Annotated in this window: 15 protein-coding genes and 1 other RNA gene; 9 read left to right on the forward strand and 7 right to left on the reverse strand. The window is 75.6% G+C overall.

All coding sequences use genetic code 11. The features are described 5' to 3' along the window. Nucleotides 1-182: 182 nt before the first annotated feature. Genes ABD976_RS18890 through ABD976_RS18905 form a run of 4 tightly spaced genes read right to left on the reverse strand, consistent with a single transcriptional unit; the run spans nucleotide 183 to nucleotide 8,263 of the window. Nucleotides 183-1,379 (reverse strand): DUF2399 domain-containing protein, encoded by a 1,197-nt coding sequence (locus ABD976_RS18890; RefSeq protein ID WP_345364962.1) that lies wholly within the window; start codon nucleotides 1,377-1,379, stop codon nucleotides 183-185. Next, entirely contained in the window at nucleotides 1,372-5,457 is a 4,086-nt protein-coding gene (locus ABD976_RS18895; protein ID WP_345364964.1) for a TIGR02680 family protein, read from the reverse strand. Before ABD976_RS18895 ends, ABD976_RS18890 begins: the two co-directional genes overlap by 8 nt. Continuing rightward, the gene (locus ABD976_RS18900; protein ID WP_345364966.1) at nucleotides 5,454-6,644 is read right to left on the reverse strand and encodes a TIGR02678 family protein; all 1,191 of its coding nucleotides are present in this window, start codon (nucleotides 6,642-6,644) and stop codon (nucleotides 5,454-5,456) included. Before ABD976_RS18900 ends, ABD976_RS18895 begins: the two co-directional genes overlap by 4 nt. Continuing rightward, on the reverse strand, nucleotides 6,641-8,263 hold the full coding sequence (locus ABD976_RS18905; RefSeq protein WP_345364968.1) for a DUF2397 domain-containing protein: 1,623 nt from the start codon (nucleotides 8,261-8,263) through the stop codon (nucleotides 6,641-6,643). Before ABD976_RS18905 ends, ABD976_RS18900 begins: the two co-directional genes overlap by 4 nt. 141 nt (nucleotides 8,264-8,404) lie before the next feature. Here ABD976_RS18905 and ABD976_RS18910 point away from each other — a divergent pair, with 141 nt between their 5' ends. Next, nucleotides 8,405-9,346 carry a cobalamin biosynthesis protein gene (locus ABD976_RS18910; protein WP_345364970.1) on the forward strand — a complete coding sequence of 314 codons (942 nt, stop codon included), beginning with the start codon at nucleotides 8,405-8,407 and terminating at the stop codon, nucleotides 9,344-9,346. A gap of 85 nt (nucleotides 9,347-9,431) precedes the next feature. Here ABD976_RS18910 and ABD976_RS18915 read toward each other — a convergent pair whose 3' ends face one another. The 3 genes from ABD976_RS18915 to ABD976_RS18925 are packed head-to-tail and all read right to left on the reverse strand — an operon-like array spanning nucleotide 9,432 to nucleotide 11,663. Continuing rightward, nucleotides 9,432-10,268 carry an SURF1 family cytochrome oxidase biogenesis protein gene (locus tag ABD976_RS18915; RefSeq protein WP_345364972.1) on the reverse strand — a complete coding sequence of 279 codons (837 nt, stop codon included), beginning with the start codon at nucleotides 10,266-10,268 and terminating at the stop codon, nucleotides 9,432-9,434. 56 nt (nucleotides 10,269-10,324) lie between these two features. Continuing rightward, entirely contained in the window at nucleotides 10,325-11,197 is an 873-nt protein-coding gene (locus ABD976_RS18920) for a fructosamine kinase family protein (protein ID WP_345364974.1), read from the reverse strand. Nucleotides 11,198-11,204: 7 nt separating this feature from the next. After that, a complete protein-coding gene (locus tag ABD976_RS18925; protein WP_345364976.1) occupies nucleotides 11,205-11,663 on the reverse strand; it encodes a low molecular weight protein-tyrosine-phosphatase in 459 nt (152 codons plus the stop codon). A gap of 180 nt (nucleotides 11,664-11,843) precedes the next feature. Between ABD976_RS18925 and cobC the strand changes: the two genes are divergently transcribed. The 8 genes from cobC to ABD976_RS18965 all read left to right on the forward strand — a co-directional run bounded on the left by cobC (nucleotide 11,844) and on the right by ABD976_RS18965 (nucleotide 20,056). Next, the gene (gene cobC, locus ABD976_RS18930) at nucleotides 11,844-12,890 is read left to right on the forward strand and encodes an Rv2231c family histidinol phosphate aminotransferase CobC (protein ID WP_345364978.1); all 1,047 of its coding nucleotides are present in this window, start codon (nucleotides 11,844-11,846) and stop codon (nucleotides 12,888-12,890) included. Between the two features lie 5 nt (nucleotides 12,891-12,895). Next, entirely contained in the window at nucleotides 12,896-13,753 is an 858-nt protein-coding gene (locus ABD976_RS18935) for a Nif3-like dinuclear metal center hexameric protein (protein WP_345364980.1), read from the forward strand. Next, nucleotides 13,750-14,478 (forward strand): zinc ribbon domain-containing protein, encoded by a 729-nt coding sequence (locus ABD976_RS18940; protein WP_345364982.1) that lies wholly within the window; start codon nucleotides 13,750-13,752, stop codon nucleotides 14,476-14,478. Before ABD976_RS18935 ends, ABD976_RS18940 begins: the two co-directional genes overlap by 4 nt. Beyond that, a complete protein-coding gene (locus ABD976_RS18945; RefSeq protein ID WP_345364984.1) occupies nucleotides 14,475-15,590 on the forward strand; it encodes a bifunctional RNase H/acid phosphatase in 1,116 nt (371 codons plus the stop codon). Before ABD976_RS18940 ends, ABD976_RS18945 begins: the two co-directional genes overlap by 4 nt. A gap of 30 nt (nucleotides 15,591-15,620) precedes the next feature. Next, nucleotides 15,621-16,013: RNase P RNA component class A (rnpB, locus tag ABD976_RS18950), an RNA gene on the forward strand. Nucleotides 16,014-16,094: 81 nt separating this feature from the next. Next, entirely contained in the window at nucleotides 16,095-16,829 is a 735-nt protein-coding gene (locus ABD976_RS18955; RefSeq protein ID WP_345364986.1) for a 5-formyltetrahydrofolate cyclo-ligase, read from the forward strand. 168 nt (nucleotides 16,830-16,997) lie between these two features. Then, complete coding sequence (locus ABD976_RS18960; RefSeq protein ID WP_345364988.1) at nucleotides 16,998-19,181, forward strand: hypothetical protein; 2,184 nt, start codon at nucleotides 16,998-17,000, stop codon at nucleotides 19,179-19,181. Nucleotides 19,182-19,762: 581 nt separating this feature from the next. Further along, nucleotides 19,763-20,056 carry a hypothetical protein gene (locus tag ABD976_RS18965; RefSeq protein WP_345364990.1) on the forward strand — a complete coding sequence of 98 codons (294 nt, stop codon included), beginning with the start codon at nucleotides 19,763-19,765 and terminating at the stop codon, nucleotides 20,054-20,056. Nucleotides 20,057-20,061: the final 5 nt, after the last annotated feature.

Consider the following 20,061-nt stretch of genomic DNA (forward strand, 5'->3'; position numbering starts at 1 on the left):
GGGAGGGTTTCACCCGTACGCCGTGTAACACGTCGTGCAACAGGAAAGACGTGATTCGCATTCGAGTTCGTCTCCGGAGACGCCGTTGTGGCCGCGAACGCCGCAGCCGCCCGCCCGCGCGGGTCCGGGGGAGCGCCGCGGCGACGACCGGACCGGACCCTGCCGCGCCCGCCGAGTGCGGTTCAGCTCCGCAGGTCCGCCAGCAGGGACGGCAGCACCATCTCCTCGTCGATGGCGCGTCCGGTGTCGGCCATCAGCCCGGCGAGGTCCGGATCCCACGGCGTCCGCACCGGGTCGCCGACCAGCGTGCCCAGGTCGGTGCGCCGCGCCGCGGCCCGGTCCAGCGCCTCCCGGTAGTCCGCCGCCGCCATCCGCCACGGCCGCGCCCCGGTCCGCTCCACCAGCCGCGCGACCGCGGCCACCCCGGGCCAGTCGAAGTCGCCGTGCACGTGCAGCTCGGCGCCGTCGGCGGCCAACCGGGACAGCAGCGCGCTGGCCAGCGGACCGGTCGCGCGCACCACCGGGTGCCCGATCCGCTCGCCCAGCACCGCCTCCACCAGCCTCGGGTGCTCGCAGACCGCGATCGCGGTGCCCGGCTCGACCAGCCGGTCCGGCGCCGCCCGCAGGTCCAGCAGGCTCAGGTGCGCGGGCAGGCCCAGCTCCGCGCGCTCGCGCACCCCGCGCGACCACGGGTCCGCGCCGACCAGCGGCAGCGCCCAGCACACCGCCCCCGCCGACGCCGCGTTGCGCACCACGCCCCAGCTCGCCCACAGGTCCCGCCGCGGTCGCTGGTCGCCCAACGCCAGCGAGGCGGCCTTGAACACCACCCGGCTCAGCGCCGTGCCGGTGTCCAGGGCGTGCGGATCACCGGTCAGCGCGGCCAGTTCGGCGCGCGAGACCACCCGGTCCGAGGTGAGCTCGGCCAGCACCGCGGCGGCGTCGCGGGCCAGCGCGGGCAGCTCGGACCGGGAGATCCGGCCGTAGCGGTGCACCCAGTCGATCCACGGACCCGCCCAGCCGGCCCCGTCGAGGCCGTGCGCGGCGAGCTGCTCGGCCAGCGGATCGGCCGAGCGCGCCGGTGCGGCGGTCGGCCGGGCCCCGCCGAGCGGGCGCCCGTGCAGCAGCTCCAGCGCCTCGCGCAGCCCCACGCCGAACGGGGAGGCGCGCAGCGCCGCGTCCAGCTTCGGCACGCTGATCCGGGTGCCCTCGCCCCACATCGGCCGCCCGTAGAGGTCGCCGACGGCCTGCCGGGCCGCGTCGTCGGGCAGCTCCAGCCGGAACGTCGTCTCCTCGGCCTCCACCGCCGCGCGCGCCCGGGTCCACAGCCCCCGCAGCGCCTCGACGTCCCAGGCCCGGCGGATGTCGGCGGGGTCAGCCATCGGTGCGCTCCAAACCGGAACCGTCCCACGTGGTGTGGGTGCAGGCGATGCCGTGCCCGCTGCGCGGGCGCAGCACGTCGTAGATGTGCATCTTCGGGATCTTGGGCGACACGCCCCACCCGCTCGGCCAGGTGATCAGCCAGTCCATGTCCAGGTCGACCAGCAGCCCGAGCATCCGCGCGATCGTCGGGTCGTCGAGCCGCTCGAACGCCTCGTCCAGCAGCACCAGCCGCAGCGGGCCACCGCCGTCGGAGACCGCGCTGACCGCGTCGTAGAAGGCCGCCGCCGCCGCGAACAGCGTCACGTAGGAGATCAGCCGGGTCTCGCCGGAGGAGAGCTGCCGCAGCCGCCGCACCCGGTCCCCGCCGTCCGGCCCGGTGTCGCGGACCCGCACGGTGAAGGCGAACCACGACCGGTAGTCCAGCGCCCGGGACAGCACCTCCGCGTAGCCGCCGGTCGCGGTGTCGCGTTCGGACTCGATCAGCTCGGTGAACACCCGCCGCAGCACCGCGTCCTCGTCGTCGCTGCGCTCGGCGACCGGGGTGCGCACCACGTCGATCGCCTGCCTGAGGTCGTCGCCCAGCGCCGCCGACGGCTGCCAGTCGAGCTGCACGTGCACCCCCTGGCTGGACCGGGCGCCGTCGAGCACCTCGTTCATCCGGCGGCACAGGTCCTCGGCGATGCCCACCTGGGCGCGCAGCCGCTCCGCGAGGTCCCGCACCAGGTAGTCGGCGAAGATCGACTGGTAGCGCTCGTTGAGGTAGCCGCGCTGCTCGGCCAGCCGGTCGCGGACCCGCCGCGCCGCCTCGGCCACCGGCTGCGGGCCTTCCTCGCCGGTCACGGTGACGGTGAGCAGGCCGTCCTCGTCGGCCGCGGTGATGTCGTAGCCGCCGCTGAGCGAGTGCTGCAACGCCTGCAACCGGTTGAGCACCGTCGTCTCCGAGGCCCCGCGCCGGTCGGCCGCGGCCAGCAGCTCCGCGGCCTCGTCGAGGTCGTCGGGCTGCTCGGCGTCGAGCTCGGCGGCCATCCACAGCCCCGGCGTGCGCAGCGCCCGGCCGAACGCCTCGGTGGCGGTCGCCGCGTCGGACTCCCGCCCGGCGAGCTGCGAGCGCTTGTGCTCGCACTGCGTCTCCAGGCGGGCCGCGGTCTCCCGCAGCGAACCGACCCGCTCGCGTTCCCGGGGCAGCCGCTCGCGCAGCGCGGCCCGCTCCTGCTCCAGCGCCCCGACCTTGTCGGCGACCTGCTGCGCCGCCCCGTCCACCGCGCCGGTCAGCTCGGCCAGCGCCGCGGCCTGCTCGGCGTGCTCGGCGCACCGCCGCTCGGCCTGCTGCTCCGCCTCCTGCCGGTCGGCGACCGCGACGTCGTGGTGCAGCGCGATGTCGCGCAGCTCGGCCAGCGTGGGCAGGCAGCGGGACCGGACCACCTCGCCCAGGGCCTCGATCGCGGTGACCGCGTCCTCGGCGGCGCGGCGGGCCGACTCCAGCGCCGCCGCGTCGGCGGGCAGCCCCGCCGCACCGGACTCGCGCGCCAGCTCGGCGTGCCCGGCCTGCCTGCGCCGCTCCGCGTCGTCGTGCTCACCGCGCAACCCGGCCGCCTGCTCCTCGGCCTCGTGCGCCGCCTCCTCGGCCCCGGCCAGCTTCGCGTGCGCGGCCAGCAGCTCGGCGTCGTCCGGGTAGGACTCCAGGTGCTGCTCCAGCAGCGCCGCGTGCTCGGCGGTCTCCCGGCAGCGGCGCTCGGCGTCGCCGGTGTCGGTGCGCAACCCCGCCAGCTCGTCCTCCAGCTCGGCGATCCGCCGCGACCGGGCCGCCTCGCGGGCCCCGGCGCCGACGAACTCCGCCGCCGGTTTGGCCCAGCGCCCGGCCAGCACCCCGGCGCGCCACGCCCCGGTCTCGGCGACCGACAAGCCCGCGCCGTCGGTGGACACCGAGTCCAGCAGCGCGGCGACGTGCTCGGCGGTCACCGGGGAATCCGGTTCCGGCGCGGGCCGCAGCAGCTCCGCCAGCGCCGTCCCGGCCGCCGTCGCCGGGGCCGCCACCAGGTCGGCCACCTCGGGCACCGCGCCGTCGGCGGTCACCCACGCGTTGAGCAGCCCGCTGGCCTGCAACGCGCCCTCCAGACCCGCCCGCTGGTCGTCGGACAGGCCGGGGCGGAAGTCGACGAGCCGGTAGAACTCCCGCCCGGCGGCCGGATCGCGGTCGGCGACCGCCCACTCCGGACGGTCCGGGACGCGTTCCTGCCCGGAGCGCAGCGCGGCCAGCTCCTTCTCCCGCTCCCGGATCCGCTCGCGCTGCTCGGCGATCTCCTGCTCCACGGCCGAGACCTCGCGGCGCGCGGCGTGCAGCTGCGGCCGGGCCCAGCGGCGGGCCGCCTCCCGGCCCTGCCGGGGCGTCGCCGAGCCGGCGACCAGGTCCTCGGCCGACGGCGGTTCGGGCGCCGGATCTGCGGCGGCGTCCGGCCACCCGGCGGCCCACTTCTGCACCTGCTCGACCCAGACCGCGGCGGCGTCGGCGAGCTCCTGCCGGGACTGGTTGCGCCTGCCGGTGGCCTCGGTGGCGCCGAGCTGCGCCCGCCGCGCCTGCCGGTGCAGCTCGTCGACCCGCTGCTGCTCGGCGTCGAGCTCCCGGGCCTTCTGGTGCAGCGAGAGGGTCAGCGCCGAGCGCTGCCGGGCCGGGGACGCCGCGGCCCGCGCCTGCTCGACCACGGCGCGGAACCGCTCGGCCAGCGCGTCGGCGTCCAGCTCGGGGACCCCGGGGCGGGTGACCGGGACCGGCTCCGCGTCGGGCTCCGGAGCGGCCCGCACCCGCTCCTCGCGGTCCGGTGGGACGGCGGTCGCCACCTCCGGCGCGGCGGGCACCAGCGCGGTGTCCAGACCCGCGGTGCGCAGCTCGTCGGCGGCCCGCGCCGCGGCCTCGGCGGCGGCCTCGGCGTCCCCGCCCAGCCTGCGCAGCACGCCCCGCACCGACTCCGCCGAGCGCTGCTCCTGGGCGCGGTGCCGGCCCGCGGTCTCCAACGCCGACCGCGCCGCCGACCGGGCGCCCTCGACCACCTGCTCCCGGTCCCGCAGGTTCTGCAGCTCCGAGTACGCCGGGTGCGAGCGCAGCGCGTCGATGCTCGATTCGAGCTCCGACTCGCGGGCCTCCAGCTCGTCGATCGCGCGCTGGGCTTCGGCGCGGTCGGCGCGCTCGCGGGCCAACCGCCCGTCGAGCCCGTCGAGCTCCGCGCGCAGCGACCGCAGCCGGTCGTCCGCCGTGCGCATCGCCGCGCCCCGGTCGCGCAGCGCGCCGAACGCGTAACCGGTGTAGGTGGTCAGGAACGCGCCCAGCGCCTTGTCCGCCCCGGCCAGCCCGACGATGTTGGACCGGATCGACTCCAGGTCGTCGAACGAGGTCGCCAGCCGCTCGATCAGCGCCGGGTCCAGCGGCGGCAGCGCGTCGGAGAGGATCTGCTCGAGCTGGCCCTCCAGCACCTTCAGCCCCACGTCCGGGTTGCGCAGCGTGCGCTGCAGGTGCAGCAGGTCGCCGTAGCGGGACGCGGGCACCCCGTAGACGACCGCGGCCACCTTCGCCCGGAACGACTGGTCGTCGAGCACGCAGTCCGCGCCGAGCAGCTCGCGCAGCCCGGCGGCGCCCAGCGGCACCCGGTCGGACCCCACCAGGTGCAGCGACGAGCCGACCCGCCTGCCGGTGATGAACCGCCACGAGTCGCTGATCGACTGCGAGGTCTTCGACGCCTTGACGCCGATGCCGCAGGTGAGGAACTCCTCCTCGCCGTCGGGGCGCTCCCGGCGCAGCTCGATCCAGGCGTAGCCGATCCGGTTCGGCCCGCCCGGGTACTCGTCGAGCATCAACCGCCGGATGCTCACCGTGTCGAAGCCCTTCGAACCGAGCTGGCGCAGATCGCCGTCCAGGCACAGCGGCAGCAGCAGCTCCAGCGTCCGGGACTTGCCGGACCCGTTGGTGCCCTGGAAGATGCCGCGACCGCCGGAGAGGTCGAACGTCGTCTCGGCGTACTGCCAGATGTTGACGATCCCGCCCCGGTGCAGCCGCCACCGGTTCGGCAGCGGGGTGTCCGTGCTCACCCGTCCTCCATCTCGTCGAACAGCGACCAGCCCGCGGGTTCCGGTGCCGGTGGTTCGGGTTCCTTCCCGGGCGCCGGAGTGGCGTCGGGCCGCGGTGACCAGCGGTGCGCGGCCGGGCTGAGCAGCCACCGGCCGTCGGCGGGACGGGCCAGCCCGAGCCGCCGCAGCAGCTCCAGCACCGCGCGCACCAGCTCCTGATGATCCTCCGCGGCCTGCCGGGACCACGCCGCGGGATGGGCCTCGACCAGTTCCCGGCACACCTCGGCGACGTCGCGGCCGTCGACCGGGTGGAAACCCGCCTCGTCCGGCTCGGCGCGGGACAGCAGCTCCGGCAGGGCCAGCAGCGCCACCCGCGCCACCGTCCCCGGGCCCGGGAACACCACGTCGGTCAGGTAGTCCTCCGGGTCGCTGACCACCACGCCCTCGGCGCGGGACTCGGCGACCAGCCCGAAGTACCGCTCCAGCGCCCTGGCCTCGGTGGTGCGGTGCTCGCGCAGCCAGCGGGCTTGCTCCGGCGCCAGGTCGGCGTAGTGCACCACCGGGTCCTCCACCAGTTTGCGGCGCACCGCGTGCGCCACGTCGCGCGGACCGCTGGCGGCGGCCAGCTCGACCAGTTCCGCCGGATCGGCGGCCTCGGCCAGCGGCCCCACGACGACCTGGCCGAGCAGATCGGTGTCGATGGTGATCAGCGCCTCCGCGCCCGCGTCGGCGGCGACGGTGCCCTCGGTCTCGGTGATCACGCCCAGCGACACCAGGTTGCGCAGCGCCGCGGTCAGCGCCCGCCGGTCGGCGGGGTCGTCGACCACGGCGACGCCCGCTTCGGCCGCCGCCGCCCGGACGTCGCTGACCAGCCGGGACAGCAGCACCTGCCGGCCGATCCCGGTCAGCGCCGCCAGGGTCAGCGCCAGGTAGGCGTGCCCGCGCGGGGTCAGCGCCGGTTCGCCGCGCGTCGGGTCCTGGCCCGCGCCGGACTTGCCGAGCCGCGCGAAGCGGCGCTCCACCACCAGCCGGTAGCCCAGCCGGGCGGCGAACAGCTCCTGTAGCGCGGCGCGGTGGCGGTAGATCATCGGCAGCAGGTCGCCATCGGGCCCGCCCGCCCGCAGCAGCGGGCGGCGCAGCAGGACCCGGGCGCAGCGCACCACGTTCGCCGCGTCGATGTCCCCGAGCTCGTCGAACACCGCGGTCACCGGTCCACCCCCGGGATCGCGCCGTCGCCGGAGACCTCCAGCGCGGTGTCGCGCAACGTCAGGGTTCCCCCGGCGCTGCGGACGGTGGTCAGCTCGCCGGGTTCGGGCCGCACCGTCACCCGCAGCCGGTGCACCGGGTCCAGCGCGGTGCCGGTGTCGTCGTCGCGTTCCCGGCCCGCCATCGCCAGCGTCAGCAGCTCGCAGAGCACCCCGAGCGCATCGGCGGACAGCCGGGTCTGCGGCAGCCGGGCCCCCGCCGCGGCCAGCTCGCCCACCGCGGCCCCGCGCCGCTGCTCCTGCTCGCGGGCCTGGGCCAGCAACGTCTCCTCGGTCATCGGGTCGTCGAGCACCTTGGAGGTCCGGCCCCGCGCGCCCCGGTCACCGCGGCTGCGGACGCTGACCACCACGTCCTGCACCGGGCCGTCCCGCCACGGCACCTCGTCGTTGTCGGTGTCGTAGTCCGGCGCGGGCAGCAGGTGCCGCGAGGAGTGCAGCCCGAACGCCGCCGAGTGCAGCCGCTGCGCCTGCTCCTGGTCGGCCGCGTCGAACCAGGCCGCGAGCTTGAGCAGCGAGCCGCGCCGCCCCGGCAGCACCCCGCCGGCCGAGGTCGCCCGCTTGACGCTGGCCAGCAGCGACCCGATCGCCCGCGCGGTCGCCTCCCGCAGCGCGGCGACCTGGCTCGGCCTGCCGGGGGAGTCCACGAACCAGTCGGTGAGCTCCTGCCAGTCCGCGGCGGTGCGGCCCCGCGCCCGCTCCACGTCGGTGCCGAGCTGGTCGGCCGGACCCAGCAGCGCCAGCAGGTCGCCGCGCACCTGGGCCAGGCCCGCCAGCGACGCCGCGATCGTCTCGGTGTGCCGGAGCACGTCGGCCACGACCATCTGGATGTACTCGACGAGCAGGTTGCGGAACCCGGAGATCTCCTCCGGCGCGAGCTGGTGCCGGGTCACCACCTGGCCCAGGTAGGCGTAGAAGTCGCGGACCGTCGCGGCGAGTTCGGCGTGCTGCAGGAACACCGTGGTGACCTGCTCGGCCAGCCGCTCCCGGGCCTGGCGGGCCGCCTTCGACTCCGGGTCGCGGCGCCGCGCGGTCAGCGCCGCCGACAGCGCCTCGCCGATCCCGGCCAGCCCCCGGTCGATCGCGGGCAGCAGCTCCCGGGACACCTCGCGGGCACCTTCCGGCACCCGCAGCAGCGCGTCGATGTCCCGCTGCACCCGCACCGCGAGCTTGCTCACCTGGTAGCGGACGCTGCCGTGCTGGAACTCCGCGATGCTCGCCGCGATCGTCTCCCGGCGGCCCACCACCAGGTTGCCCCACCGCACGAGCTGCCGGAGCCGGTCGATCACCGTGTCCACATCGGACTCCCCGGGCGCCACCCGGCCCTCCCGCTCGGCGGCGGCGAGCGCCGCGGTGACCTCCCCGGCCGACAGGTCCGCGAGCAGCGTCGAGGTGAACAGGCGCATGATCGCCAGGTAGGTGCGGTGCTCCGGCGCTTGCAGGTACGCGAACAGCGCGAGCCGTCGCGCGTCGTCGGTCGTGTCGGCGGGCGCCGCCGCCGGGTCCGCCGCGGCGGGCGGCGCCACCGCACCCGCGCGCAGCACTTCGTGGTCCGAGGCCGTCACGGTGCGCCACGATAACCCCTGCGCCGGACACACCCGGTCACCTGGCGGGTGGTGGCCCCACCGGGACCGCCGGGTCGGTAGCGTTCCGACCCGGTACCGCCGGGCGCGGCGGTGCCTCGCGACGGAGGGGGCACAGCACCGGTGAGCGTGGCACGGGCGGTCGGACTGCTGTTGGGCGTGGCCGCGGACGCGGCGATCGGGGATCCGCGGCGCTGGCACCCGGTGGCCGGGTTCGGCTCGGTGGCCGCGGCGACCGAGCAGGTGCTGCACCGCGACCGGCGCGCCGCCGGGGTCGCCCACACCGGGCTGCTGGTCGGCGGGGCCGCCGGGCTCGGCGTCGTCGTCCAGCGGCTCACCCGCGACAGCCCCGTGCTGGAGGCCGCGAGCACCGCGCTGGTGACCTGGGCGGTGCTCGGCGGGTCTTCGCTGGCCGACGAGGGCGCCGCGATGGCCCGGCTGCTCGACGACGGCGAGCTGGACGCCGCCCGCGACCGGTTGCGCAACCTCTGCGGGCGCGACGCCGCCGTCCTCGACGGGCAGGGCCTGGCCCGCGCCACCGTCGAATCCATCGCCGAGAACACCTCCGACGCCGTGGTCGCCCCGCTGTTCTGGGGCGCTGTCGCGGGCGTTCCCGGTCTCCTCGGCTACCGCGCGGCCAACACCCTCGACGCGATGGTCGGGCACCGCTCACCCCGGCACCGCCACTTCGGCTGGGCCGCCGCGCGCCTGGACGACCTGCTCAACCTCGGCCCGTCCCGGCTGGCCGCGATGCTCACCGCGGTGTGCGCGCCGGTCGTCGGCGGCTCGGCGCGCGGCGCGTGGCGCACCTGGCGGCAGGACGCCGCCGCCCACCCCAGCCCCAACGCGGGCCAGATCGAGGCCGCCTTCGCCGGCGCCCTGCAGATCAGGCTCGGCGGCCGGACGATCTACGGCTACGTCGTCGAGCAGCGCCCGGTGCTCGGCGAGGGCCGCACCGCCGACGCCGGGGACGTCACCCGCGGCGTCGAGCTGTCCCGGGTGATCGGCACCGCCAGCGCCGCCGCGGCAGCGGGCACCGCGCTCCTCCGAGCCCTCCGCCGCTGAACCCGGACGTCACCCGTTCGAGACGTGAGTGAGGGGCACCCTTGTCCAAATTACTTGGGCAAGGGTGCCCCTCACTCACATCGGCTCAGCGGGTGGCGTCCTGCTCCTCGGCCTCGCGGCGTTCCTCCTCGGCGATCGCCTCGGCCACCGAGCGGCGGCGGCTGGTGCGGCCCGCGGTCGGCTTCGCGGGGTCGCCGGAGGGGCGCACCTCGGAGTAGATCAGGTAGCCGATGGCGCCGATGGCCATCACGCCGAAGGTGATCCACTGCAACGCGTAGGAGAAGTAAGGCCCGGACTCCAGCCGGGGCAGCGGCAGCGGTTCCAGCACCCCCGGCTCGCCGTTGCCCAGCATGAAGTAGCCCGGGTGCAGGTCCAGCCCGGTGGCCGCGGCGACGGTCCCGGAGTCCACCGCGTACACCCAGCGGTGGCCGTCGTGGCTGAACGGCGGGCGCTGCTCGCTGTCGTGCTCGTCGGCCCGCACCCGCGCGACCACCGACACCTCGCCGCTCGGCGGCGCGGCGTACTCCGGTGCCCGGGTGCCCTCGACCGGGCGGATGAAGCCGCGGTTGATCAGCACCGTCTCGCCGGTGGTGGTGCGCAGCGGGGTCAGCACCTCGAAGGCCGGTTCGCCGAGCACGGTGCGCTGCCAGGCCAGCATCTCGGCCTCCGGCAGGTAGTGGCCGCGCAAGGTCACCTGGGACCACTCGGTGCCCTCGTCGGGCGCCCGGCCGCCGGGCAGCACCTCGCGCAGCGGGCGGGGATCCGCCTCGAACGACTCGCTGATCGCGGCGTTGCGGTCCTGCGCCTGCTCGTTGCGGTCGAACTGCCACGGGGCCAGCAGCGTGAAGCAGAGCGTGGCGAACACCACGACCAGCAAGATCAGGCCGATCCACCCGGGCCGCAGCAGGAACTTGAAGCGCACGCCCCTACGGTAAGCCGGACATCACCGGCACCGCCCCGCACCCCCGCTCGGGCACCTCAGAGCGCCGAGCGCGCCGCGGCCACGGCCTGCGCCGGGTACCCACCGCCGAACAGCACGGTGTGCACCAGCAGCGGGAAGAGCTGGTGCAGCCCGACCCGGTCCCGCCAGCCGGGCGCGAGCGGACGCACCTCCTGGTAGGCCGCCAGCACCCGCTCCAGGTGCGGGCAGCCGAAGAGCTGGAGCATCGCCAGGTCGGTCTCGCGGTGCCCGCCGTGCGCGGCCGGGTCGATCAGCCACGCCGCGTCGTCGGCCCACAGCACGTTGCCGGTCCACAGGTCGCCGTGCAGCCGGGCGGGCGGTTCGGCCGGTCCGGCCAGCGCGGGCAGCTCGTCGCGGACCCGCTCGATCGGGCGGGCGTCGCGCGCGGGCAGCGCCCCGGTGTCCACCGCCCGGCGCAGGTACGGCTCGATCCGGTGCTCGGCGTAGAACGTCGGCCAGTCCGCGGCGGTGCGGTTGCGCATCGGGGCCAGCCCGATCCAGGCGTCGACCGGTCCGCCCGGCGGCGGTGCCCCGAACGCCTCGGCACCCGCCGCGTGCAGTTCCGCCAGCCCCCGGCCGAGCCGCTCGGCCGCCGCCACCGACGGCGATCCCGAGCCGACGTGCTCGGTCACCAGCCACCGGCCGTCCTGGCCCCGCACCTCCGGCACCGCGACGGCTCCCGGCTCGGCCAGCCAGGACAGCGACGCGGCCTCCGCCTCGGCGGCGCCCGGCATGTCCGCCGGGGCGGCCTTGGCGAACACCACCGCACCGTCGTCCAGCACGGCGCGCACCGCGGCGGAGGTGTCCCCACCGCCGAGCGGGCGCAGGTCGGCGACCTCGCGGCCGGTGATCCCGGCCACCGCGCGGCGGGCGTCGTCGAGCGGGCTCATCGGCTCCTCACAGGCGCTCGCGGATCCAGTCCAGCAGCCCCGGCATCGCGGCCTCGACCATCTCCAGCACGTCGTCGAAACCGCGCGGGCCACCGTAGTACGGATCGGGCACCTCGGCGTCCGGGGCGGAGCCCGGGTCGAACGAGCGCAGCAGCCGCACCTTCGACGGGTCGTCGGCGAGCCGCCGGACCTCCCGCAGGTGCCCGGAGTCCATCGCCACCAGCAGGTCGGCGTCCAGGTGGTCCGCGCCGAGCTGCGCCGCGACGTGCTCGGTGGCGTACCCGTGCTCGGCCAGGACCGACGCCGTGCGCGGGTCGGCGGGCTCCCCGACGTGCCACGACCCGACCCCGGCGCTGCTCACCCGGACCCGGCCGTCCAGCCCGGCGCGCCGCAGGTGGTCGCGGAGGACGAGGGCGGCCAGCGGCGACCGGCAGATGTTGCCGGAGCAGATGAACGAAACGTGCACGCCGGGAGTGTAGGGGTCGGCCCCGCCGCGGGACGGCCCCGCCGGTCCGGTGCGGGCGACCCTGGTGAGGAGCACCTTCGTCCGGCATACCCGGATGAAGGTGCCCCTCACCCACCTGGACGTCCGGTGGGCGGCGTCGGGTCGGTGGGCGGGGCGCGGGCGCTCGTTAGACTGCTCGGGATGAGCAGCGGGGATGAGGCGGTGTTGCGGCACCACGGCGACGTCGACGCCGAGCCGGGCCTGCTGGACTTCGCGGTGAACGTGCGGCTGGACCGGCCGCCGCGCTGGTTGCGGGACCGGCTGGCCGCGGCGCTGGACCGGCTGGGCTCCTACCCCTCCGCCGAGGACGACCGCGCGGCGCGGGAGGCCGTCGCCGCGCGGCACGGGCGCAGCGCGGGCGAGGTGCTGCTGCTGTCCGGGGCGGCCGAGGCGTTCCCGCTGCTGGCGGCGCTGGAGCCCCGGCTGGCCGCCGTGGTGCACCCGTCGTTCACCGAACCCGAGCTCGCGCTGCGCACCGCCGGGGTGCCGGTCGAGCGGGTGCTGCTGGACCCCGACGACGGCTACCGGCTGCGTCCGGAGGCGGTGCCCGAGGCGGCCGACCTGGTGGTGCTCGGCAACCCGACCAACCCGACGTCGGTGCTGCACCCGGCCGAGGTGGTCCGCGCGCTGCTGCGGCCCGGCCGGGTGGTGGTCGTGGACGAGGCGTTCGCCGACGCGGTGCCGGGCGAACCCGAATCGCTGGCCGGCCGCGCCGAGTCCGGGCTGCTGGTGCTGCGCAGCTTGACCAAGACCTGGGCGCTGTCGGGCCTGCGCGCCGGGTACGCCCTGGGCGATCCCGGGGTGCTGCGGGCGCTGGGGCGGGGCCGCCCGCACTGGCCGCTGGGTACGTTGGCGCTGGAGGCGGTGCGCGCCTGCAGCGGACCCGCGGCGGTGGCAGAGGCGCGGCGGGCCGCGCAGGAGTCCGCCGGGCACCGGGCCGCGCTGGTCGAGGAGCTGGCCGCGGTGCCGGGGGTCGAGGTCGCCGGGCCCGCCGCGGCGCCGTTCCTGCTGCTGCGCGTCGACGGCGGGGAGAAGGTCCGGGTGGCGTTGCGCGACCGGGGAGTGGCGGTGCGGCGCGGTGATACGTTCCCCGGGCTCGGACCCGATCACCTGCGGGTCGCGGTCCGGGAACCGGCGCGCAACGCGGTGCTGGTGCAGGCCATGCGGGACGTCGTGGGACGGGGGTGACGACGATGGCGGTCCGGGTGCGGGACGTGATCGAAGCGATGGAGGCGGCCTACCCGCCGGAGCTGGCGGAGAGCTGGGACGCGGTGGGTCTGGTGTGCGGGGATCCCGACGCGGCGGTGCAGCGGGTGCTGTTCTGCGTGGATCCGGTCGAGGCCACGGTGGACGAAGCGGTGGACTTCGGCGCGCAGGTGGTGATCGCGCACCACCCGCTGCTGCTGCGCGGCGTCCACGGGGTGCCCGCCGACGACCCCAAGGGCCGCGTGGTGCACCGCCTGGTCCGCTCCGGCATCGCGCTGTACTGCGCGCACACCAACGCCGACAGCGCCATCGTGGGCGTCTCGGACGCGCTGGCCGAGGCGATCGGCGTCGAGGTCACCGGGACCCTGGTCCCGCACGCCGAGGGCGCGGGCACCGGGCTCGGCCGGATCGGCGAGCTGCCCGAGGCCGAACCGTTCGCCGACTTCGTCCGCCGCGTCGCCGAGGGCCTGCCCACCACCGCCTGGGGGGTGCGCGGCGCGGGCGACCCGGACCGGCCGATCCGCACCGTCGCGGTCTGCGGGGGAGCGGGCGACTCGTTCCTGGACGCCGCGACCGCCGCCGAGGTCGACGCCTACGTGACCGCCGACCTGCGGCACCACCCCGCGGGCGAGCACGCCGCGCGCGCCGACGTGCCCGGCGCGCAGGTGCCCGCGCTCGTCGACGTCGCGCACTGGGCGAGCGAGTGGCCGTGGTGCCAGCAGGCGGCCGACATCGTCGCCGCGGCGCTGCCGGATACTGTCGAGGTTCTCGTTTCCACCCGCCGCACCGACCCGTGGACCGTGCACGTCGGTGCGGCACCCGACCCAGGGAGGGCGCTCGCGTGAAAGCCGACCCCGCCGTGCAGCGACGGCTGCTCGACCTCGCGGAGGTGGACGCCGATCTCAACCGCGTCACCCACCGCCGACGCACGCTGCCGGAGCTGACCGAGGTCGGCGAGGCGGAGCGGGACCTCACCGCCAAGCGCGACGACCTCGTGGTCGTGCAGACCTCCTACAACGACCTCGACCGGGAGGTCAAGCGGCTGGAGGGCGAGGTCGACCAGCTCCGCAAGCGGGAGCAGCGGGACCGCGAGCTGATGTCGGGCGGCGCGTCGCCGAAGCAGCTGGAGGACCTGGAGCGGGAGCTCGAGGCGCTGACCCGCAGGCAGGGCGTCCTGGAGGACGAGCTGCTGGACGTCATGGAGCAGCGCGAGGCGCTGGAGATGAACGTCAGCAAGGCCACCGAGGCCGCCACCGCGGCCGAGGAGCGGGTCGCCGAGGTCCAGGAGCGGCGGGACGCGGCGGTGGCCGACCTCGACACCGCCGAGGCCCGCGGCACCGCGTCCCGGCGGCTCATCCTGGACAACGTGCCGGAGGGGCTGGCCGCGCTGTACGAGCGCATCCGGGAGCAGAAGGGCGTCGGCGCCGGGCTGCTCCAGGGCGCCCGGTGCGGTGCCTGCCGGCTCGAACTGGACCGCTCGGCGCTCAACGACGTCCGCGAGGCCGCTCCCGACGACGTGGTCCGCTGCGAGGAGTGCGGGGCGATCCTGGTCCGGGAGTCCGGGAAGTGAGCCTGCGCGTCGTCGTCGAGGCCGACGGCGGTTCGCGCGGCAACCCGGGGCCGGCGGGCAGCGGCGCGGCCGTGTTCGACGCGGCCAGCGGGGAGCTGCTCGCCGAGCGCGCCGTGCCGCTGGGCACCACCACCAACAACGTCGCCGAGTACCAGGGCCTGCTCCACGGGCTCGCGGCGGCGGCGGAGCTCGGCGCCACCTCGGTCGAGGTGCGGATGGACTCCAAGCTGGTGATCGAGCAGATGAGCGGTCGCTGGCGGGTCAAGCACGAGAACCTCCAGCCGCTGGCCGCCCGCGCCCGCGAGCTGGCCGCCGGTTTCGACGGGGTCACCTACGAGTGGGTGCCGCGCGCCCGCAACGCGCACGCCGACCGGCTGGCCAACGAGGCGATGGACGGCGCCGACGAGCACCCGGTCGAGGCGGAGCCCGCGCGGGGCACGCGCAGCCGTCCGCAGGAGTGGCTCGCGGTGTCCGGTGCGCCGACCCGGTTGGTGCTGCTCCGGCACGGCCAGACCGCGATGTCGGTGGACCGCCGCTACTCCGGGCGCGGGGACGTGCCGCTGACCGAGCTGGGGATGCGCCAGGCCCGCGCGGCGGGTCGCCGGATCGCGGCGCTGGACGGGATCACCGGCGACGACGGGCGCGCGGTGGTGCTCACCTCACCGCTGCGGCGGGCCAGGCAGAGCGCGCAGGCCGTCGTCGACGTGCTCGGCGGCGAGGCGGTGCCGCACGAAGGGCTGGTCGAGACCGACTTCGGCGAGTGGGAGGGGCTGACCTTCCAGGAGGCCGCCGACCGCGATCCGGAACTGCACCGGCGCTGGTTGGGCGATGCCGAGGTGCTGCCGCCCGCCGGCGAGAGCCTGGAGGCGGTGTACCGGCGGGTCGTCGGGGTGCGCGACGACGTCCTCGCCGAGCACGCCGGGCGCACCGTGGTCCTGGTGAGCCACGTCACGCCGATCAAGGCGCTGCTGCGGTTGGGGCTGGCCGCCGGGCCGTCGGTGTTCTACCGGATGCACCTGGACCTGTCGTCGCTGTCCATCGTGGAGTTCTACGGCGACGGCAACGCCTCGGTCCGGTTGGTGAACGACATCTCCCACCTGCGGTCGGGCTGACCGCCGCGAGCTAGAATCGCTAGGAGCGGACGAGTCGGCCGGGCGATCGCGTCGGAGTGCTGCTCCGTCGAGGAAAGTCCGGACTCCACAGGGCAGGGTGGTTGCTAACGGCAACCCGGGGAGACCCGCGGGAAAGTGCCACAGAAAGCAGACCGCCCCGGCTGCGGCCGGAGCAAGGGTGAAACGGTGGTGCAAGAGACCACCAGCACCCCGGGTGACCGGGGTGGCTCGGTAAACCCCACCCGGAGCAAGGTCAAGAGGGCGCCGAAAGTCGCCTGCGCGGACGTTCGAGGGCTGCCCGCCCGAGGTCCGCGGGTAGACCGCTGGAGCCTGCCGGTGACGGCAGGCCGAGATGGATGGTCGCCGAACGGGAGGCCGCGAGGCCCCCGGGAACAGAATCCGGCTTACAGGCCGGCTCGTCCGCTCCGCCCCCGCTTCACCCGGAAGGGTGCTGAGTGAGGTGCCCCTCACCAGGAACCTGGCGCCGGGCCGGGGGATGCTGGGGTGGTGGTGCGGGACGCGGGGCTGGACGCGGTGGACGCCGCCAAGCAGGCGGTGCGGGAACGCGTGTGGCAGGCGTTGCGCGACGCCGGGGCGGCGCGGTTCCCCGGGGCGCGCGGCCGCATCCCGAACTTCACCGGCGCCGAGGCGGCGGCCCGGCTGCTCGACGAGCAGGACTGGTGGCGGTCCGCGCGGACGGTGAAGGCGAACCCGGACAGCCCGCAACTGCCGGTGCGCGCGGCGGTCCTCGACCGCGGCGCGCTGCTCTACGTGGCGGTGCCCGAGCTGCGGGAACCGCGCCCCTTCGTCCGGCTGGAGCCCGCCGGGCTGCCGGTGCCGCCGAAGCGGGCCGCCGCCAAGGACCGCGCCCTGGAGCTCGGCACCCCCGTCGCCGTCGCGGAGCTGGACCGGCTGGACGTGGTCGTCTGCGGCACCGTCGCGGTGGACCGGCGGGGCGCGCGGATCGGCAAGGGCGGTGGTTTCGCCGACCTGGAGTTCGGGCTGCTGGTGGAGGCCGGGCTGGTCGACGAGCGGACCACCATCGCCACCACGGTCCACCCGCTGCAGGTGCTCGACGAGGAGCTGCCGGAGACCGAGCACGACTTCCGGGTCGACGTGATCGTCACGCCCGACGAGGTGCTGCGGACCCCGGAACCCCGGCGCGGCCCCGGAATCCTGTGGCACCACCTCGACGAGGGCAAGATCCGCGCGATCCCCGCGCTGGCCGAGCGCCGCTGACGCGCGCTCCCCGCCGGTCCGGCGGACCAAGATCCCGACTGCGAGGTTCACTCCATCGTGGACTAGCGTGCTCAACCGCACTTGATGGGGGATTTGCTCCGAAATCACCCGTGCGTGTGGAACTGAACGGTTGCCGGCACGTGCGGCGGACATCCGATTGGCACCGCTTTGACCAGATACGCACCCCAGCGCGCGCACCGGTTCGCCGCGCCGACGTCCGGCAGCCCGCGGCGCCGGTTCCCCACCGACGGTCCGGCCTGGGCCATCGGGATCCTGTCGCTGCTGATCAGCGCCGGGTTCCTGGTGGTGAACGTGGCGTACAACCACGGCAACGTCATCCCGCCCGTGGACGACGCCTACATCCACCTGCAGTACGCGAAGCAGATCGGCTCCGGGCACTTCCTCCAGTACAACACCGGCGACCCGATCAGCACCGGCGCCAGCAGCCTGCTCTACGTGCTGGTGCTGGCCGCGGCCTACGCGCTCGGGATGCGCGACGAGCTGTTCCTGCCGTTCGCGATGGGCTTCGGCGCGCTGTGCGCGGCGCTGACCGCGGTCGGCTGCACCCTGCTCGGCACCCGGCTCGCCGGACGCCGCGTCGGGGTGCTCGCCGGGCTCCTGGTGGCGGGCAACGGCGCGTTGATGTGGGGCGCCACCAGCGGCATGGAGGTCGCCTTCGTGGCGCTGCTGCTGGTGGCCCTGCTGCTGGCGTTCGTCGTCGAGCGGCCCACCGGGCGGTTCCGGCTGACCCCGGTGATCGCGGTGCTGGCCGCGCTCACCCGGACCGAGGCGATGATCTTCGCCATGGCGCTGTGCCTGGCGATGGTCTGGCACGTCGTCCACCACGCGCGCGGCACCCGCTCGCGGTGGCCGCGCGCGCTCGCCCGCCTGCTGTGGGTCGGGCTGCCGTTCTACGCCGCCGCCGCGCAGTACCTCTTCTACCTGGTCGTGACCGGCTCGGCGGAGCAGAACGGGGTGCTGGCCAAGTCGCTGCTGCACGCCCCGGTGGTCTACCCGCTGGAGGTGCTCGACCAGGCGCTGACCAACCTGCGCGTGTTCCTCACCGCGTTCAGCGGGTTGAGCACGCAGGACTACGTCTTCCCGGCGGCGCTGCTGCTCGCCGTGGTCGGAGTGGTGGGGTTGCACCGCCGGTTCCCGCAGTGGCGCGGCCTGGCGCTGGCCTCGGGTGCGGGGGTGGCCCTGGTGCTGCTGGCGGTGGCGACCCTGGTGCACCCGCAGGTGCACCACATGCGCTACCTGCAACCGCTGCTGCCGGTCCTGCTGCTGCTGGCCGCGCTCGGGATGGACTCGGTGGCCGTGCTGTTCGCCGGGCGCGGGCGGCGCGCGGTGCTGGCCGGGATGGCGGCGATCGCGCTGCTGTTCTCGTTCTCCCAGCTCCCGGCCTGGGCGATCCGCCAGGGCCAGCAGGCCGCCGGCATCCGGGACCAGCAGGTGACGATCAGCCACTGGATCGACGAGAACCTCCCGCCGGACGCGGTCGTGGCGGTCAACGACGTCGGCGCCGCCGCCTACTTCGGCGACCGCCAAGTGGTGGACCTCATCGGGCTGACCACCAACGGGCTGGCGGCGCCGAACCTGCACGGTGCGGGCAGCCTCTACGAAGCGCTGCGGGAGCTGCCGGAGCACCTCCGCCCGGACTACTTCAGCATCTTCGACTCGTGGAACGTGCACGGTCTGGTCGACACCGGCCTGCTCGGCCGCGAGGTGATCGGCTTCGAGCTCAAGTCGCCGCGGTTCTCCCACATCACCATCGGCGGCCACTCCGCGTGCCAGGCCGCGCGGGGCTGCGACCGGGTGACCGTCTACGAGGCCGATTGGAGCCTGGTGGGCAGCGGTGACCGGCCGGTGGCGCCGCCGCCCGGCCGGGTGCGCGACCACCTCGACGTCGCCGACCTCGCCGACGAGGAGCGGCACGACTACCGGGTCGTCCCGGCGCACCGCGGTTTCCAGCCGATGACCGGCGGCCGGACGGTGCAGCTTCCCGACGGCCGCCGCGTCGTCGACAGCGGGCGGCACGTGATCGGCGGGGAGGAGTTCACCGCGCGCGGGCTCACCCCCGGGCGGCCGGTGACGCTGACCGCGCGGGTGGACGCCACCGAGCCCCTGGCCGGGGTGCCCACCGGGTCCCGCGAGGTGCGGGTGCGGGTGAACGGCGAGCTCGCCGGCACCTGGTCGTTCGCGCCGGACCCGCTGGGCTGGACCGAAACCTCGTTCACCCTCCCGGCGCACCTGGTGACCGGGACCGAGCTGCGGATCGAGCTGGGACCGCTGCAGGACTTCGTCGGGCCCTATCCGGACTACACCTCCTACGGGTACTGGCTCAGCCAGTGACCGCGCGGCGCGGCCGGGGCGGGCACCGGCCCCGGTCGCGCTGCTCCGTCCGGACGTGGCGCTGATCCGTTCGGCCCAGCGCCGCGCCGCCGCGCGGCCGCCGCGACCGTCCACTGTGGTCTGACGTGCGGTGCGCGCCGGGGCACCTGCCCCGCACCCTGCGTCCGGGAGCCGCTACGCTGGACGCACGCACCAAGATCACCTCCCGGGAACCGGATCGCGAGGCGCCATCGCGTGATCCGGTCGGGTGCATCGCGGTGCGGTGCGCGGAAATCCACCGACGCCCGGCTTCGTGCACGGTGCGTCACGAATGGGCCCGCAAGCGGGTGAACGACCGCGGTTCCGCGGCCCGGGAACCCGCCGGCGACGGCTCCCGCCCGGGAGGTTGCGGCGAAAGGGGCTGCCCGAACGGCCTATTCGCCGCGTGGCCGGGTGAGTCCGGCCACCGGATCTTCGCCACACCTGACGCTGCAACCACTACTTCTGGTGACCATGTCATGTTCTACTCGTACCGGCATGCCGGGTCGTGCCCGACGAGCTGAGCAGACCCGACGACGCTCCGCGCATTCAGGAGTCATGAGATGACCGCCTTGCCACAGCACACACTGCCGCACCTGGACGTGCTCGCGTTGCAGACGACGGGTCTGGGGACCACCGGCATCCAGGGGTGGATCCTGGACAACCTGCTGCCGCTGCTGCTGCTCACGGTGGCGATCCTGCTGCTGTGGCTCGGTGGCGGGAAGGGCGACAACGCCGGGGTGATGCGCCGCGTCGGCGGTGTCCTCGTGGCGTTGGGCATCGTCGGGTTGGCCGTGACCGGGGCCGGGGTCAACATCGGCACCTTCATCGCCAGTCTGTTCAGCACCGGCGGGTGATGCGG

This window comes from Saccharopolyspora cebuensis, assembly GCF_039542665.1.
GTDB classification, from domain to species: Bacteria; Actinomycetota; Actinomycetes; order Mycobacteriales; family Pseudonocardiaceae; genus Saccharopolyspora; species Saccharopolyspora cebuensis.

Coding starts and splice junctions, on each gene's coding strand:
- cobC (WP_345364978.1), top strand. CDS start 11,844: ATGAGCAGCGGGGATGAGGCGGTGTTGCGGCACCACGGCGACGTCGAC.
- ABD976_RS18890 (WP_345364962.1), bottom strand. CDS start 1,379: ATGGCTGACCCCGCCGACATCCGCCGGGCCTGGGACGTCGAGGCGCTG.
- ABD976_RS18935 (WP_345364980.1), top strand. CDS start 12,896: ATGGCGGTCCGGGTGCGGGACGTGATCGAAGCGATGGAGGCGGCCTAC.
- ABD976_RS18965 (WP_345364990.1), top strand. CDS start 19,763: ATGACCGCCTTGCCACAGCACACACTGCCGCACCTGGACGTGCTCGCG.
- ABD976_RS18920 (WP_345364974.1), bottom strand. CDS start 11,197: ATGAGCCCGCTCGACGACGCCCGCCGCGCGGTGGCCGGGATCACCGGC.